8 protein-coding genes are annotated in these 15,628 nt (G+C 66.2%); 3 read left to right on the top strand and 5 right to left on the bottom strand.

All coding sequences use genetic code 11. The features are described from left to right. Positions 1-153 precede the first annotated feature (153 nt). Positions 154-1,956, bottom strand: coding sequence for an acyl-CoA dehydrogenase (locus ACM0M4_RS28130; RefSeq protein WP_017148629.1), 1,803 nt, complete (start codon positions 1,954-1,956; stop codon positions 154-156). A gap of 301 nt (positions 1,957-2,257) precedes the next feature. On the opposite strand from ACM0M4_RS28130, the gene ACM0M4_RS28125 reads away from it, so the two are divergent. Beyond that, the gene (locus ACM0M4_RS28125) at positions 2,258-3,094 is read left to right on the top strand and encodes a 23S rRNA (adenine(2030)-N(6))-methyltransferase RlmJ (RefSeq protein WP_003095790.1); all 837 of its coding nucleotides are present in this window, start codon (positions 2,258-2,260) and stop codon (positions 3,092-3,094) included. A gap of 3 nt (positions 3,095-3,097) precedes the next feature. Here the strand turns inward: ACM0M4_RS28125 and msrA are convergent, their stop codons facing one another. The 4 genes from msrA to aceE form a co-directional block, all read right to left on the bottom strand. Then, positions 3,098-3,745 carry a peptide-methionine (S)-S-oxide reductase MsrA gene (gene msrA, locus ACM0M4_RS28120; RefSeq protein WP_003116145.1) on the bottom strand — a complete coding sequence of 216 codons (648 nt, stop codon included), beginning with the start codon at positions 3,743-3,745 and terminating at the stop codon, positions 3,098-3,100. A gap of 93 nt (positions 3,746-3,838) precedes the next feature. Then, complete coding sequence (gene dipA, locus ACM0M4_RS28115) at positions 3,839-6,538, bottom strand: phosphodiesterase DipA (protein WP_003106476.1); 2,700 nt, start codon at positions 6,536-6,538, stop codon at positions 3,839-3,841. Positions 6,539-6,955: 417 nt separating this feature from the next. Continuing rightward, positions 6,956-8,599, bottom strand: a complete 1,644-nt coding sequence (gene aceF / locus ACM0M4_RS28110; RefSeq protein ID WP_003125595.1) for a dihydrolipoyllysine-residue acetyltransferase — start codon at positions 8,597-8,599, stop codon at positions 6,956-6,958. Positions 8,600-8,743: 144 nt separating this feature from the next. Continuing rightward, positions 8,744-11,392 (bottom strand): pyruvate dehydrogenase (acetyl-transferring), homodimeric type, encoded by a 2,649-nt coding sequence (gene aceE / locus ACM0M4_RS28105; protein ID WP_003114556.1) that lies wholly within the window; start codon positions 11,390-11,392, stop codon positions 8,744-8,746. A 281-nt stretch (positions 11,393-11,673) separates the two neighbouring features. Between aceE and glnE the strand changes: the two genes are divergently transcribed. Together glnE and ilvE are read left to right on the top strand one after the other, a co-directional pair. Next, positions 11,674-14,622 (top strand): bifunctional [glutamate--ammonia ligase]-adenylyl-L-tyrosine phosphorylase/[glutamate--ammonia-ligase] adenylyltransferase, encoded by a 2,949-nt coding sequence (gene glnE / locus ACM0M4_RS28100; RefSeq protein ID WP_054379935.1) that lies wholly within the window; start codon positions 11,674-11,676, stop codon positions 14,620-14,622. A gap of 55 nt (positions 14,623-14,677) precedes the next feature. Beyond that, a complete protein-coding gene (gene ilvE, locus ACM0M4_RS28095; protein ID WP_003095783.1) occupies positions 14,678-15,601 on the top strand; it encodes a branched-chain-amino-acid transaminase in 924 nt (307 codons plus the stop codon). Positions 15,602-15,628 lie beyond the last annotated feature (27 nt).

Below are 15,628 nucleotides of genomic sequence, written 5' to 3'. Positions count from 1 at the left end.
CGGTTTTTTTCGAAGGAATTCCAAGGCTTTCGCGTTGTCCGGGCGAGTGCGCGCGGACTCGCCGGCGTGGCCGCCAGGCAACGGCAACCCGGCGTCCATGCCCGGACATAAAAAAGCCCCGGACGTGACCGGGGCGGGAAAGGGCAGGCAGGATCAGAACCATTCTTCCTGCATGCTCGAACACACGTCGTCGCGGGCCTCCAGCAGCGCCAGTTCGTGGTGGCAGCCAGGCACTTCCCAGGTCAGGAAGTAGCGAGCGGCCTGCAACTTGCCGCGATAGAAGTCGGCGTCGGCGCAGTCGCCGCGAGCCAGCCCTTCCTCGGCGCGGATCGCCTGCTCCAGCCAGCGCCAGCCGATCACCGCATGGCCGAACACCTTCAGGTACAGCGCCGAGTTGGCCAGGCCCTGGTTGACCTGGCCCTGCATCAGGTCGCCGAGCAGTGCCAGGGTCACCTCGGACAGCCGCGCCACCAGCCGTTCCAGCGGCTGGCGCAGGGCGGCCAGGGATGGATGGGCTTCGGCGCGCCGGCAGGCGTCCTGGATCAGGCGGGTCAGCTGGCGCAGGCCGGCGCCATTGTTCTGCCCGACCTTGCGTCCCAGCAGGTCGAGGGACTGGATGCCGTGGGTGCCTTCGTGGATCGGGTTCAGGCGATTGTCGCGGTAGTACTGTTCCACCGGGTATTCGCGGGTGTAGCCGTGGCCGCCGAGGATCTGGATCGCCAGCTCGTTGGCCTTCAGGCAGAACTCCGAGGGCCAGGACTTGACGATCGGGGTCAGCAGGTCGAGCAGGTCGTGGGCCTGGCGGCGCTGTTCGTCGTCTTCCAGGGTCTGGCTGTCGTCGAACAGGCGCGCGGCGTACAGGCCCAGGTCGAAGGCGCCTTCGACATAGGCCTTCTGGGTCAGCAGCATGCGCCGCACGTCGGCGTGGCGGATGATCGCCACCTGTGGCGCGCTCGGGTCCTTGCCGTCCGGCAGGCGGCCCTGCGGGCGTTCGCGGGCGTACTCCAGCGAATAGAGGTAACCGGCATAGCCAAGCATCACCGCGCCCATGCCGACGCCGATGCGCGCCTCGTTCATCATCTGGAACATGTAGGCCAGGCCGTGGTGCGGCTTGCCCACCAGGTAGCCGACGCAGGCGCCGTTGTCGCCGAAGTTCAGCGCGGTGGAGGTGGTGCCGCGATAACCCATCTTGTGGAACAGGCCGGCGAGGATCACGTCGTTGCGCGGCCCGAGGCTGCCGTCGGCGTTGACCAGGAACTTCGGCACGATGAACAGCGAGATGCCTTTCACCCCCGGCGGTGCATCCGGCAGCTTGGCCAGGACCATATGCACGATGTTCTCGGAGAGCGGGTGGTCGCCGCCGGAGATGAAGATCTTGTTGCCCTTGATCCGATAGCTGCCGTCGGCGGCCGGTTCGGCGCGGGTGCGGATGTCGGAGAGGGAGGAGCCGGCGTGCGGTTCGGTGAGGGCCATGGTGCCGAAGAAGCGGCCCTCGATCATCGGTTGCAGGAAGCGCTGCTTCTGCTCCTCGCTGCCGAAGCTCTCGATCAGGTTGGCGGCACCCATGGTCAGGAACGGATAGGCCGAGCTACCGACGTTGGCCGCCTGGAAGTGGGCGAAGCAGGCTTGCGACAGCAGGGTCGGCAACTGCATGCCGCCTTGCTCGAAGCTGCGGGTGGCGTTGAGGAAGCCGGCGTCGAGGAAGGCATCCACTGCCGGCTTCACTTCCGGAATCAGCGTGGCTGAGCCATTCTCATAGAGCGGCTCGTGTTCGTCGCCCTTGCGGTTGTGCGGGGCGAACAGCTTTTCCGCCAGGCTCCGCGCGGTGCCGAGGGCGGCATCGAAGGTTTCGCGGCTATGTTCGGCGAAGCGCGGGCGATGGGTCAGGGCTTCGGCATCGAGGACTTCGTACAGCTCGAACGCCAGGTTGCGGGAACTGAGCAGGGTTTCGGACATGACGACCTCGGCGAAAGGGGATCGTGGGGCGGCGCGGCGAAGGCATCGACCGTCGCAGGCGGTGCCAGGGTGCCAGCGAGTCTAGGCTGGTGAATGAAGGTCGCCAACCAACATCGATATGCGTGATACAAGGGCCAAACCTGCGACGGCGAGACCGCTGCCGAAGCCTCGGGAGGCTGGTAGAATCCGCGCCCCTCGCCCATGGGCGAGGGCCTGTGCCGACGCGGGGTCGGCGCGAATCCGCCGGGGCCGGGCGGTCCGGCTAGCAGCGCTGCCTGGCGCTGTCCAAGGAGCAGTCATCATGAACTATCGTCACGCTTACCACGCCGGCAACCATGCCGATGTCTTCAAGCACCTGGTGCTGGCGCGGATCTTCGCCCTGCTGGGGCGCAAGGACACGCCGTACGCCTACCTGGACAGCCATTCCGGGGTCGGCCTCTACGACCTGCAGGGTGACGAGGCCAGCCGCACCGGCGAGTGGGAGCAGGGCATCGCCCGTCTGTGGGAGCGCGAAGGCCTGCCCGAGCAACTGGACGATTACCTGGACGTGATCCGTCACCTGAATCCGGACGGCTCCCTGCGCTACTACCCGGGCTCGCCGGAACTGGCGCGGCGCCTGACCCGCGCCCAGGACCGCGTGCTGCTCAACGAATTGCATCCCGAGGACGGCCGCCTGCTCAAGGCCAACATGGCTGGCGAACGGCGGGTCGCCGTGCACCAGGGCGACGGTTGGCTGCTGCCGCGGGCGTTCCTGCCGGCGCCGGAAAAGCGCGCGGTGCTGCTGATCGATCCGCCGTTCGAGCAGGCCGACGAATTGCAGCGTTGTGTCGCTGCGCTCGACGAGGCGATCGGGCGGATGCGCCAGACGGTGGTGGTGATCTGGTATCCGATCAAGGACGAGCGCCAGCTCAAGCGTTTCTACCAGGCCCTGGAACGTAGCGTCGCGCCGAAGCTGCTGCGTGCCGAGCTGCACGTGCATCCGATCGACGACGCCGAGCGTTTCAACGGCTCCGGGCTGGCCATCGTCAATCCGCCGTGGCCGCTGGAGGACGAACTGCGCGACCTGCTGCCCTGGCTGGCCGAGGTCATGGCCCAGAGCCAGGGCGGCTGGCGTCTCGACTGGCTGGTGGCGGAATAGTCGTCAGGCCGGCAGGCACACCCCGGTGCCGCCCAGGCCGCAGTAGCCGTTGGGGTTCTTCGCCAGGTACTGCTGGTGGTAGGCCTCGGCGTAGTAGAAGGGCGGGACGTCGGCGATCTCGGTGGTGATGCGGTCGTAGCCGGCTTTCGCCAGTTCGGCTTGGAAGCTCTCCCGGCTGGCCAAGGCCGCGGCCTTCTGGGCCGCGTCGAAGGTGTAGATCACCGAGCGGTACTGGGTGCCGATGTCGCCGCCCTGGCGCATGCCCTGGGTCGGGTCGTGGGCTTCCCAGAATACCTTGAGCAGCTGTTCGAAGCTGGTCTCCTGCGGGTTGTAGACCACCAGCACGACCTCGCTGTGGCCGGTCAGGCCGGAGCAGACTTCGTCGTAGGTCGGGTTCGGCGTGTAGCCGCCGGCATAACCCACCGCGGTCACCCAGACACCCGGTTGCTGCCAGAGGCGACGCTCGGCGCCCCAGAAGCAGCCCATGCCGAACAGCACCTGTTGCAGGCCGGCGGGGAACGGCGCGGTCAGCGGGCGGCCGTTGACGAAGTGCGCTTCGGGCACCGGCATGGCGCTTTCGCGACCCGGCAGGGCCTGGTCCGGCGTGGGCAGCTCGCTTTTCTTGGTGAGGATTTCAGAACGCAGAACCATGGCTCTCGTCTCCTGCTCAGGGGGTAGGCGAATGACTCGCGGATGAGCACAGAGAGTACAGCCTTTCCGCGCCGGCGGGGGAGGCCTGGGCGATCAGTGCAGGGTGCGGCAGGGATAGCGCAGCAGACTGGTATTGAGCAGGTCGCTGGGGATCGGCCGGTCGAACAGGTAGCCCTGGCCGATGTCGCAGCGGTTGCGCCGGAGGAAGGCCAGTTGCTCGGCGCTCTCCACGCCTTCGGCGACTACCTTGAGCTTGAGGTTGTGGGCCATGGCGATCACCGCCGAGGTGATTTCCATGTCGTCCTGGCTGTCCGGGATGTCCTTGATGAAGCTGCGGTCGATCTTGATCACGTCGATGGGGAATTTCTTCAGGTAGCTCAGTGACGAGTAGCCGGTGCCGAAGTCGTCCATCGCCAGGGTCAGGCCGAGGCTCTTCAGGCGTTCGAGTTGCTGGCGGGTATCGTCGGTGGCGTCCAGCAGCAGGCTTTCGGTGAGCTCCAGTTCCAGCTGGCTGGCCGGGATGTTCTCTTCGTGGAGGATCGCCGCGATCGAGCCGACCAGGTCCGGGTCGGTGAACTGCTTGGGCGACAGGTTGATGGCGATCTGCAGCTCGCCCAGCCCGGCCTCGGCCAGCTCGCGGGCCTGGCGACAGGCTTCGCGGATCACCCACTTGCCGATCGGCACGATCAGCCCGGTTTCCTCGGCCACGCTGATGAAGCGGTCCGGGCGGATCATGCCTTTTTCCGGATGCTGCCAGCGCAGCAGGGCTTCCAGGCCGAGCAACTGGCCGCTGCGCAGGCACAGCTTGGGCTGGTAGTGCACCGCCAGTTCGTTCTGCGCCAGGGCGCGGCGCAAGTTGCTCTCGACGAACAGCTTGTAGCTGGCCTCGGCGGTCAGCGCCTCGGTGAACACCTGGACCTGGTGCTTGCCGTTGGCCTTGGCCTTGTGCAGCGCCAGGCCGGCGTACTTCATCAGGGTCTGCGGGTCGCAGCCGTGCTGCGGGGCGCTGGCCAGGCCGATGGAGCCGGTGATGTTGATCAACTGGTTGTCGACGAACAGCGGCTTGTCGAGCATGTGCAGGACCTGCGCGGCAATGCTTTCGCCCTTTTCCACCGCGGTGTCGTCGAGCAGCACGGCGAACTCGTTGCTGGCGAAGCGCGCCAGGGTGGCGCCGTCGCCGAGGCAACTGCGCAAGCGCCGGGCCAGGCTGACCAGCAGCTTGTCGCCGGTCTGGTGGCCGAGGCTGTCATTGATCCGCTTGAAGTTGTCGATGTCCACCAGCAGCAGGCTGAGCGGGCGGTCGCCGCTGCTTTCCAGGCGTTCCTCGAGGGCGCCGATGAAATAGTGCCGGTTGGCTAGGCCGGTGAGGTTGTCGCGGTAGGCGAGTTTCTCGATGTGCTGCTGGGCCAGCTTGTTCTGCGTGATGTCTTCGTAGATGCCGATGTAGTGGGTCAGCTCGCCGAGATCGTCGTAGACCTTCGACAGCGACAACTGGCCCCAGTAAGGCTCGTGGTTCTTGCGGCGGCTGCGGAACTCGCCCTGCCAGCTGTTCTGCTGGGTCAGCGCGGAACGCGCGTCGAACAGCAGCTCGCTGAGGTTCTCCAGCGCCGGTAGCTCGGACAGGCGTCGGTTACGCACTTCGTCGGCGCTGTACTGGGTGATCGAGGTGAAGCTCGGATTGACGTATTCCACCACGCCGTCGCGGTCGATCAGCAGGAAGGCACTGGCGCTCTGTTCCACCGCGCGCTGGAACAGGTGCAGGGCGCTGGAGACATTGCGTCGCTCGTGGTTCATCAGGACCTGCGCGTACTGGTCGGCGAGTTCCCCGGCGAAGGCGATCTCGTCGCTCTGCCACATGCGGTTCTCGCCGGCGTGTTCCAGGCACAGCACGCCGACCACCTCGCCGCCGATGCGGATGGTGGCGTCGAGCAGGGCGTTGACGCCCAGCGGCTTCAGGTAGTCCTTGTAGAGTTCCTGGGTGCGTGGGTCGCGCTGGGCGTTGTGGGCGTCGATGGCGCGCCCGCTGTGTACCGCCTCGAGGTAGGCGGGGTAGCGGCTGGCGTCGATGCTCTGGGGCTTCTCGTACTGGTCGAGGTCGCGGCGGTAGACGGTCACCGCTTCCAGGCGCTGGTCGTCGAGCAGCCGCCAGATGCCGGCTCGCGCGGTGCCGTAGGCTTCGCAGGCGGCCTGGGTGATCAGTTGCGCAGCCTCCAGCAGCGGGTCGCTGGACAGGTAGCGATGGCGGGCCAGGCGGACGATCAGGTTCTGCTGGGTGCGCGAGCGCAGCAGGTGTTGCAGGTGGTCGTCCTGGGAGCGCTGGTAGAGGTCCAGGGACGCCTTCAGGCGCAGGTTCTGCGATTCCAGGTCGAGCAACTGTTCGCTGCGCTCGGCGCTCTCCGCTCGCTCCTCGACCATCAGGTAGCCGTGCAGCAACTGGCGGCCATGCTGCTGGAAGGCTTCGCCGAACTCCAGCATGGTCAGCACGCCGTTGGGTGTGTGCAGCTTGTAGCTCACCTGGTAGTGCGGGCGCTTCACCAGTTGCTGCTGGATCTGCTCGTGCAGGCGGTGGCGGGCCTCGGGTTCCATCAGGCTGGCGTAAGGCGCATCGAGCAGTGCGCAGAGGGTAGTCGCCGGCAGCCCGAGCTGGCGCTCGCAGGCAGGATCGAGGAACAGCAGTGCCCAGCTCGGCTCGTTCAGCCGCTCGAAACGCAGCAGCCCGAGCCGCGACGGCACGGGTAGCTGCGTGACAACCTCGGCCGCCGAACGGCTGGCGGCATCGGGATGACTTTTCATGCGAGGCTGATTCCAGGTACTGAGCGAGGGGGAGGCCTCGACCCGTTTCGATGGGGTGCAGGCAAAGGGTGCATTATGCCGATTGGTCTGACAAGTAACTCTGTATCGGCCCGGCAGGGCCCAAGTTAAGCGTATCCGGGAAAAAACCGCTGGACGGTCGGAGGTCTGCGGTGCCGCTGGAAAAGCCCTGTTTTTCGTAGGGTTGGCTTCGCCGGGAGGGTTGGCGTCGAGCGCCTGTCATCGTGCGCGCCGAACTCGCGCCTGCGGGTCCTGTGGCATTCGCTGGCGGTACGACGGGACGCAGTTTCGCCGAGCCGTCAGGCGGGCAAAAAAAGCCCCACCATCCGGTGGGGCCGAGAGACGAGCGTGGCATGCTCGCGAGAGGGGCTGGCCGCTCCGTGGGGAGCGGCGCAGGTATTACAGGAGCAGGGTGCGGATGTCCGCCAGCAGCTCGCCCAGGCGCTTGGTGAAGCGCGCCGCGGCGGCACCGTTGATCACGCGATGGTCGTAGGACAGCGACAGCGGCAGCATCAGGCGCGGCTGGAAGGCCTTGCCGTCCCATACCGGCTGCATGGTCGCCTTGGACACACCGAGGATCGCCACTTCCGGCGCGTTGACGATCGGCGTGAAGCCGGTGCCGCCGATGTGGCCGAGACTGGAGATGGTGAAGCAGGCGCCCTGCATGGCATCGGCCGAGAGCTTCTTGTTGCGGGCCTTGTCGGCCAGCTCGGCGGCCTCGGCGGCCAGTTGCAGGAGGCTCTTCCGGTCGACATCGCGGATCACCGGGACCAGCAGGCCGTCCGGAGTGTCCACGGCGAAGCCGATGTGTACGTACTTCTTGCGGATCAGCGCCTTGCCGCTGGGGGCCAGCGAACTGTTGAAGTCCGGCAGTTCCTTGAGCAGGTGGGCGCAGGCCTTGAGCAGGATCGGCAGTACGGTCAGCTTGACCCCGGCCTTCTCCGCCGCGGCCTTCTGGGCAACGCGGAAGGCTTCCATGTCGGTGATGTCCGACTGGTCGAACTGGGTCACGTGCGGCACGTTCAGCCAGCTGCGATGCAGGTTGGCGGCGCCGACCTGCATCAGGCGGGTCATCGCCACTTCTTCCACTTCGCCGAACTTGCTGAAGTCGACTTCCGGGATCGGCGGGATGCCGGCTCCGCCGGTGGCGCCGGCACCGCCGGACTTGGCGCGCTGCAGTTGCTCCTTGACGAAGACCTGGACGTCTTCCTTGAGGATGCGACCCTTGGGACCGCTGGCTTTCACTTCGCTCAGCTCGACGCCGAACTCGCGCGCCAGCATGCGCACCGCCGGGCCGGCATGGACCTTGGCGCCGTCGCGGCTGGGTGCGCCGACCGGAGCCGGGGTATCGGCCTTGGCTGGCGCAGGGGCCGCCGCGGCGGGCTTCTGCTCGGCGGCGGGCGCCGCGGCCTGGGCCGGAGCGGCTGCCGGTTGCTCTTCGGCTGCCGGAGCGGCGCCTTCCACCTTCAGCTTGAGGATCAGGTCGCCGGTGCCGACTTCGTCACCGACCTTGATCGAGACGCTTTCCACCACCCCGGAGGCCGGCGAGGGAATCTCCATGCTGGCCTTGTCGGATTCCAGGGTGATCAGCGACTGGTCGGCCTCGACCGTGTCGCCGGCCTTGACCATCACTTCGATGACGTTGGCCTTGCCGGCCGAGCCGATGTCCGGGACCTTGATGTCCTGGACGCTGGCCGCGGCGGGGGCGGCCGGCTTGCTCTCGCTCGGGGCGGGAGCAGGCGCTTCGGCTTTCGGCGCTTCCGGTTGGGCGGGCGCTGCCTCGGCCTTGGCTTCGGCAGGCTGTTCGCCGCCTTCCACTTCCAGCTCGAGGATTTCGTCACCTTCTTTCAAGGTGTCGCCGACCTTCGCCTTGATGCTTTTCACTACCCCGGCCTTGGGACTGGGGATTTCCATGCTGGCCTTGTCGGATTCCAGGGTCAGCAGGCTCTGATCGGCCTCGACCTTGTCGCCGGGCTTGACCAGCAGCTCGATGACTTCACCCTCACCGTTGCCGATGTCGGGTACGCGAATGAGTTCGCTCACATTCCTCTCCTTTTACGTGCCACCACCGCTGTGCGGCGCGCAAAACAAAGACTTTTGGTCCTTGGTTCGTTGTGAGCCGGCGCCGCCCGTTGGCGGCGCCGGCGTGCTCGAAACCCCTCGCTGCCGAGGGGAGTATGGAGCGAATTAGCAATCCAGCGGGTTGCGCTTCTCCGGATCGATACCGTACTTGGCGATGGCCTCGGCCACCACTTTCGGCTCGATATCGCCGCGATCGGCCAGCGCTTCGAGCGCGGCCAGCACCACCCAGTGACGATCCACTTCGAAGAAGTTGCGCAGCTTCTTGCGGCTGTCGCTGCGGCCGAAGCCGTCGGTGCCGAGCACCTTGTACTCCTTGGAGGGAACCCACTGGCGGATCTGCTCGGCGTAGAGCTTCATGTAGTCGGTGGAGGCGATCACCGGGCCGCGACGGCCGCCCAGGCACTCCTCGACGTAGCTCTGCTTCGGCTTCTGGCCCGGATGCAGGCGGTTCCAGCGCTCGACGGCAAGGCCGTCGCGACGCAGCTCGTTGAAGCTCGGCACGCTCCAGACGTCGGCGCCGATGCCGAAGTCGTTGCGCAGCAGCTTGGCCGCTTCCTCGACTTCGCGCAGGATGGTGCCGGAGCCCAGCAGTTGCACGTGGTGAGCGGCTTCCTTCTTGTCCTCCTCGAGGAGGTACATGCCCTTGATGATGCCTTCCTCTGCGCCCTTCGGCATGGCCGGCTGGACGTAGTTCTCGTTCATCACGGTGATGTAGTAGAAGATGTCCTGCTGCTCTTCGATCATCTGCCGCGAGCCTTCGCGGATGATCACCGCCAGTTCGTAGGCGTAGGTCGGATCGTAGGTGCGGCAGTTCGGGATGGTCGAGGCCAGCAGGTGGCTGTGGCCGTCCTCGTGCTGCAGGCCTTCGCCGTTCAGCGTGGTGCGACCGGCGGTGCCGCCGATCAGGAAGCCGTGCGCGCGGCTGTCGCCGGCGGCCCAGGCCAGGTCGCCGATGCGCTGGAAGCCGAACATCGAATAGAAGATGTAGAACGGCAGCATCGGCTGGTTGTGGGTGCTGTAGGAGGTACCGGCGGCAATCCAGCTGGACATGGCGCCGGCCTCGTTGATGCCTTCCTCGAGGATCTGGCCCTTCTTGTCCTCGCGGTAGAACATCACCTGGTCCTTGTCCACCGGCTCGTAGAGCTGGCCGACCGAGGAATAGATGCCGAGCTGGCGGAACATGCCTTCCATGCCGAAGGTACGGGCCTCGTCCGGGACGATCGGGACGATGCGCGGGCCGAGTTCCTTGTCCTTGACCAACTGCGAGATGATCCGCACGAAGGCCATGGTGGTGGAGATCTCGCGATCGCCGGAGCCGTCGAGCATGGCCTTCAGGGTTTCCAGCGGCGGAACCGGCACGCTCATGCTCTTCTGCCGGCGCACCGGCATGAAGCCGCCCAGCGCGGCGCGGCGCTCGGCCAGGTACTTGGCCTCGGCGCTGCCTTCTTCAGGCTTGTAGAACGGCAGCTTCTCCAGGTCGGCGTCCTTGACCGGGATGTCGAACTTGTCGCGGAACGCGCGCAGGCTGTCGACGTCGACCTTCTTCACGTTGTGCGCGATGTTCTTCGCTTCGCCGCTGCCGGTGCCGTAGCCCTTGATGGTCTTGGCCAGGATGACGGTCGGCTGGCCCTTGTGGTTGACCGCCTGGTGGTAGGCCGCATAGACCTTGTAGGGGTCGTGGCCGCCGCGGTTGAGCTTCCAGATTTCCTCGTCGGAAAGGTCCTTGACCATTTCCAGCAGTTCCGGACGCGCGCCGAAGAAGTGCTCGCGCACGTAGGCGCCGTCTTTCGCCTTGTAGTTCTGGTATTCGCCGTCGATGACCTCGTCCATGCGCTGTTGCAGCAGGCCGGCGGTGTCCTTGGCGAACAGCGGGTCCCAGAAGCGACCCCAGATGACCTTGTTGACGTTCCACTCGGCGCCGCGGAACACGCCTTCCAGCTCCTGGATGATCTTGGCGTTGCCGCGGACCGGGCCGTCGAGGCGCTGCAGGTTGCAGTTGATGACGAAGATCAGGTTGTCGAGTTTCTCGCGGCCGGCCAGGGAGATCGCGCCGAGGGATTCCGGCTCGTCGCACTCGCCGTCGCCCATGAAGCACCAGACCTTCTGCTTGCCGGCGGGGATGAAGCCGCGGCTTTCCAGGTACTTCATGAAACGTGCCTGGTAGATCGCCTGGATCGGGCCAAGGCCCATGGATACGGTGGGGAACTGCCAGAAGTCTGGCATCAGCCAGGGGTGCGGATAGGAGGACAGGCCGTTGCCGTCCACTTCCTGGCGGAAGTTCTCCAGTTGTTCCTCGCTGATGCGGCCTTCGAGGAAGGCCCGGGCGTAGACGCCGGGGGACGCGTGGCCCTGGAAGAACACCAGGTCGCCGCCGTGTTCGTCGGTGGGAGCCTGGAAGAAATAGTTGAAGCCGATGTCGTAGAGGGTCGCCGAGGAGGCGAAGGTGGAGATGTGGCCGCCCAGGTCCGGGTCGTGCTTGTTCGCCCGCATCACCATCGCCAGGGCGTTCCAGCGCACCAGGGAGCGGATCCGGCGCTCCATGAACAGGTCGCCGGGCATGCGTGCTTCGTGGGTTACCGGAATGGTGTTGCGATAGGGCGTGGTGATCGCGTAGGGCAGTTGGGTGCCGCTACGGCTGGCCAGCTCGCCCATGCGGGTCATCAGGTAATGAGCGCGGTCTTCACCTTCGCGGTCGAGTACGGACTCCAGGGCGTCCAGCCATTCCTGGGTTTCGACGGGATCGAGGTCTTGCATGGCTTGCTCCAGGGCGGAAAGGCTTCCAGAATCGGATGCCATAGGTGAGCGGCCGGCCTCGTGGGCGACCGCAGCTAATTCTTGGATGTTCTCCGGGGGTGTACCCGGCGACTTGTAGTTTTACTACAGATCAGTCTGAGAAACAGCCCTCTGGATACAATTTTTAGTAGTAAAACTACATTTCGATTGTCGCTGTCAGGCTATAAGGCCCGATGTAGAGCCTTTTCGACGTTGTGCGTCGAGCCTGTGGTCTTCGGTCGGAAGCCCAAACAGGATAGACCATGAGCCTGCCTTCGCTGGCGAATCTGCCGGCCACCCTGCTGCCCGCCGCCGAACGCGCCGGGACTGCCCTCCGCTCCGCTGTCGCCGCCCTCGATGCCGCCGCCCTGGCCCGCCTGGAGGCCTGGCCCGAGGAGCGCCTGGAGGATTTCCGACGGGTCGCCGCGGCCAGCGATTTCGTCGCCGAGCAGGCAGTGCGCGACCCGGCGATGCTGCTGGAACTGGCCGAACGCGGCGAGCTGGAGAACCCCCAGGCGCCCGGCGAACTGCGCAGTCAGTTGCAGGCGCGGCTGGAGGATTGCGCCGACGAGGACGAGCTCGGTCGGCGCCTGCGACGTTTCCGCACACGCCAGCAACTGCGCATCATCTGGCGCGACCTGACCCGCCGCGCCGCGCTGGCGGAAACCTGTCGCGACCTGTCGGCCCTGGCCGACGCCTGCATCGACCTGGCTTGCGAGTGGCTCCATCGGCGCCAGTGCGAGCAGTTCGGCACGCCGATCGGCCGGCGCTCCGGCGAACCGCAGTGGATGGTGGTCCTCGGCATGGGCAAGCTGGGCGCGGTGGAACTCAACCTGTCGTCGGACATCGACCTGATCTTCGGTTACCCGGAGGGCGGCGAGACCGAGGGGGCGAAGCGTTCGCTGGACAACCAGGAGTTCTTCACCCGCCTGGGGCAGAAGCTGATCAAGGCGCTGGATGCGATCACCGTCGACGGCTTCGTCTTCCGCGTCGACATGCGCCTGCGTCCCTACGGCTCCAGCGGACCGCTGGTCTACAGCTTCGCCGCGCTGGAGCAGTACTACCAGGACCAGGGGCGCGACTGGGAGCGCTACGCGATGATCAAGGCGCGGGTGGTCGGCGGCGACCAGCAGGCAGGCGAGCAACTGCTCGGCATGCTGCGGCCGTTCGTCTATCGGCGCTACCTGGACTTTTCCGCCATCGAGGCGCTGCGCACCATGAAGCAGCTGATCCAGCAGGAGGTCCGGCGCAAGGGGATGTCGGAAAACATCAAGCTGGGCGAAGGCGGTATCCGCGAGGTGGAGTTCATCGCCCAGGCCTTCCAGTTGATCCATGGCGGGCGCGACCTGAGCTTGCAGCAACGGCCGCTGCTGAAGGTGCTGGCGACCCTGGAGGGGCAGGGCTACCTGCCGCCGGCGGTGGTCGAGGAGCTGCGCGGCGGCTACGAGTTCCTGCGCTACGCCGAGCATGCCATCCAGGCGCTGGCCGACCGGCAGACGCAAATGCTGCCCAGCGACGAATACGACCGCATCCGCGTGGCCTTCATCATGGGTTTCGCCAGTTGGGCCGCATTCCACGAGCGCCTGAGCCACTGGCGGGCGCGCATCGACTGGCACTTCCGCCAGGTGATCGCCGACCCGGACGAGGACGAAAGCGGCGAGGCGGCCTGCGGCAGCGTCGGCGCCGAGTGGATCCCGCTGTGGGAGGAGGCGCTGGACGAGGAGTCGGCCAGCCGGCAACTGGCCGACGCTGGTTTCGTCGATGCCGAGGCGGCCTGGAAGCGTCTCAGCGATCTGCGCCACGGCCCCCAGGTACGAGCGATGCAGCGTCTCGGCCGGGAGCGCCTGGATGCCTTCGTTCCGCGCCTGCTGGCGATGACCGTGGAAAACCCCCAGCCGGACCTGGTGCTGGAGCGGGTCCTGCCGCTGGTGGAAGCGGTGGCGCGGCGTTCCGCCTACCTGGTGTTGCTGACCGAGAACCCCGGCGCGCTGGAGCGCCTGCTGACCCTCTGCGCGGCCAGCCCGATGGTTGCCGAGCAGATCGCGCGGTTCCCGATCCTGCTCGACGAGCTGCTCAACGAGGGGCGCCTGTTCCGTCCTCCACAGGCCGCCGAGCTGGCCGCCGAGCTGCGCGAACGGCTGATGCGGATTCCCGAGGACGACCTCGAGCAGCAGATGGAGACCCTTCGTCACTTCAAGCTGGCCCACGGGCTGCGGGTGGCGGCCTCGGAGATCGCCGGCACGCTGCCGTTGATGAAGGTCAGCGACTACCTGACCTGGCTGGCCGAGGCGATCCTCGTCGAGGTCCTCGAACTGGCCTGGCGGCAGTTGGTGCAGCGTCACGGCCGGCCGTTGCGCGCCGACGGCACGCCGTGCGATCCGGACTTCGTCATCGTCGGCTACGGCAAGGTCGGCGGGCTGGAGTTCGGCCATGGCTCGGACCTCGACCTGGTGTTCATCCATGACGGCGACCCCCAGTGCGAGACCGATGGCGGCAAATCCATCGATGGCGCGCAGTTCTTTACCCGCCTGGGGCAGAAGATCATCCATTTCCTCACCGCGCAGACGCCATCCGGCACCCTCTACGAGGTCGACATGCGCCTGCGTCCGAGCGGCGCGGCCGGCCTGCTGGTGAGTTCGCTGGGCGCCTTCCAGCGCTACCAGGAGCAGGAGGCCTGGACCTGGGAGCACCAGGCGTTGGTCCGCGCCCGGGTGCTGGCCGGTTGCCGGCGGGTGCAGGCGAGCTTCGAGGCGGTACGTGCCGAGGTGCTGGCGAGGCCGCGCGATCTCGACGCGTTGCGCACCGAAGTCAGCGAAATGCGCGCCAAGATGCGCGACAACCTGGGAACCCGCGCGACCGCCGCCGGTACCGCCTCGAATGCCTTCGAGGCCACGGCAGCCTTCGATCTCAAGCACGATGCCGGTGGTATCGTCGATATCGAATTTATGGTGCAATATGCGGTTCTAGCTTGGTCCGGAGAACACCCGGCGCTGCTCGAATTCACCGATAACATCCGCATTCTGGAAGGACTGGAACGGGCTGGCCTGATCGCCAGCGAGGACGTCCGTCTCCTGCAGGAGGCCTACAAGGCCTATCGCGCAGCCGCACACCGCCTGGCACTACAGAAGGAGGCCGGGGTCGTGAGCGGCGAGCACTTCCAGACGGAGCGGCGAGAAGTGATCAGGATCTGGCGCGAGCTGCGGCTCGGCTGATCCACTCAGGCACGTAACGCAAGTACGTAACGAATATCTGAAGGAGCTGGCAACTATGTCGATGGCCGATCGTGATGGCGTGATCTGGTATGACGGTGAACTGGTGCAGTGGCGCGACGCGACCACGCACGTGCTGACCCATACCCTGCACTATGGAATGGGCGTGTTCGAGGGCGTGCGCGCCTACGACACCCCGCAGGGCACGGCGATCTTCCGCCTGCAGGCGCATACCGACCGGCTGTTCGACTCCGCGCACATCATGAACATGCAGATCCCGTACAGCCGCGACGAGATCAACGAGGCGACCCGCGCCGCCGTGCGCGAGAACAACCTGGAAAGCGCCTATATCCGCCCGATGGTGTTCTACGGAAGCGAAGGCATGGGCCTGCGCGCCAGCGGCCTGAAGGTCCATGTGATCATCGCCGCCTGGAGCTGGGGCGCCTACATGGGCGAGGAAGCCCTGCAGCAAGGCATCAAGGTGCGCACCAGTTCCTTCACCCGCCACCACGTCAACATCTCGATGACCCGCGCCAAGTCCAACGGCGCCTACATCAACTCGATGCTGGCCCTCCAGGAAGCGATCTCCGGCGGCGCCGACGAGGCCATGATGCTCGATCCGGAAGGCTACGTGGCCGAAGGCTCCGGCGAGAACATCTTCATCATCAAGGATGGCGTGATCTACACCCCGGAAGTCACCGCCTGCCTGAACGGCATCACTCGTAACACTATCCTGACCCTGGCCGCCGAACACGGTTTTAAACTGGTCGAGAAGCGCATCACCCGCGACGAGGTGTACATCGCCGACGAGGCCTTCTTCACTGGCACTGCCGCGGAAGTCACGCCGATCCGCGAAGTGGACGGTCGCAAGATCGGCGCCGGCCGCCGTGGCCCGGTCACCGAAAAGCTGCAGAAAGCCTATTTCGACCTGGTCAGCGGCAAGACCGAGGCCCACGCCGAGTGGCGTACCCTGGTCAAGTAAGCACCGAAGAAGGGTGTGACAGGGAGG

This window comes from Pseudomonas sp. 18-147 (assembly GCF_051048045.1).
GTDB classification, from domain to species: domain Bacteria; phylum Pseudomonadota; class Gammaproteobacteria; order Pseudomonadales; family Pseudomonadaceae; genus Pseudomonas; species Pseudomonas aeruginosa.
This window is presented reverse-complemented; position numbering and strand designations above follow the sequence as displayed.